This is a genomic window from Finegoldia magna (assembly GCF_002243175.1).
GTDB classification, from domain to species: Bacteria; Bacillota; Clostridia; order Tissierellales; family Peptoniphilaceae; genus Finegoldia; species Finegoldia magna_J.
Genome location: NZ_NDYF01000011.1, coordinates 1 through 511, shown reverse-complemented (window position 1 = coordinate 511; position 511 = coordinate 1). Strand labels below are relative to the sequence as shown.

Below are 511 nucleotides of genomic sequence, written 5' to 3'. Positions count from 1 at the left end.
ATAATACCCGAAGCCTGTGACCTAATTGAGGAGCAGTCGAAGGTAGGATTGATGACTGGGGTGAAGTCGTAACAAGGTAGCCGTATCGGAAGGTGCGGCTGGATCACCTCCTTTCTAAGGAGTGCTAGCTCAACATGTATTTACTTTAAGGTTCCTATGGGCCTGTAGCTCAGGTGGTTAGAGCGCACGCCTGATAAGCGTGAGGTCGGAGGTTCGAGTCCCCCCAGGCCCACCAATGACCTAACAGCAATCTTCGATTGCGTCGTAGGTCAGGTGCCGTTTTGTTTCAAATCTATGATTTGTCAAAAAACGGCCAATGACTTCTTAAAAGTCAAAAAATGACTTAACCAGAGTCATAAAAGTCGATAAACAAATCGACATCATGAACATTGAAAATCGAATAACAGTATATATTTCCGGTCAAGAAACTAAGGGCGCAAGGCGGATGCCTTGGCACCAGGAGGCGAAGAAGGACGTGACAAGCAACGAAAACCTCGAGTAGGAGCAAATA

Annotated in this window: 1 tRNA gene and 2 rRNA genes; all 3 read left to right on the top strand. The window is 46.4% G+C overall.

The features are described 5' to 3' along the window. Positions 1-114: ribosomal RNA gene (locus B9N53_RS04600) — 16S ribosomal RNA — on the top strand; the annotation flags it as partial. A 44-nt stretch (positions 115-158) separates the two neighbouring features. Next, positions 159-235, top strand: a tRNA-Ile gene (locus B9N53_RS04595). A 183-nt stretch (positions 236-418) separates the two neighbouring features. Further along, positions 419-511: ribosomal RNA gene (locus B9N53_RS04590) — 23S ribosomal RNA — on the top strand; the annotation flags it as partial.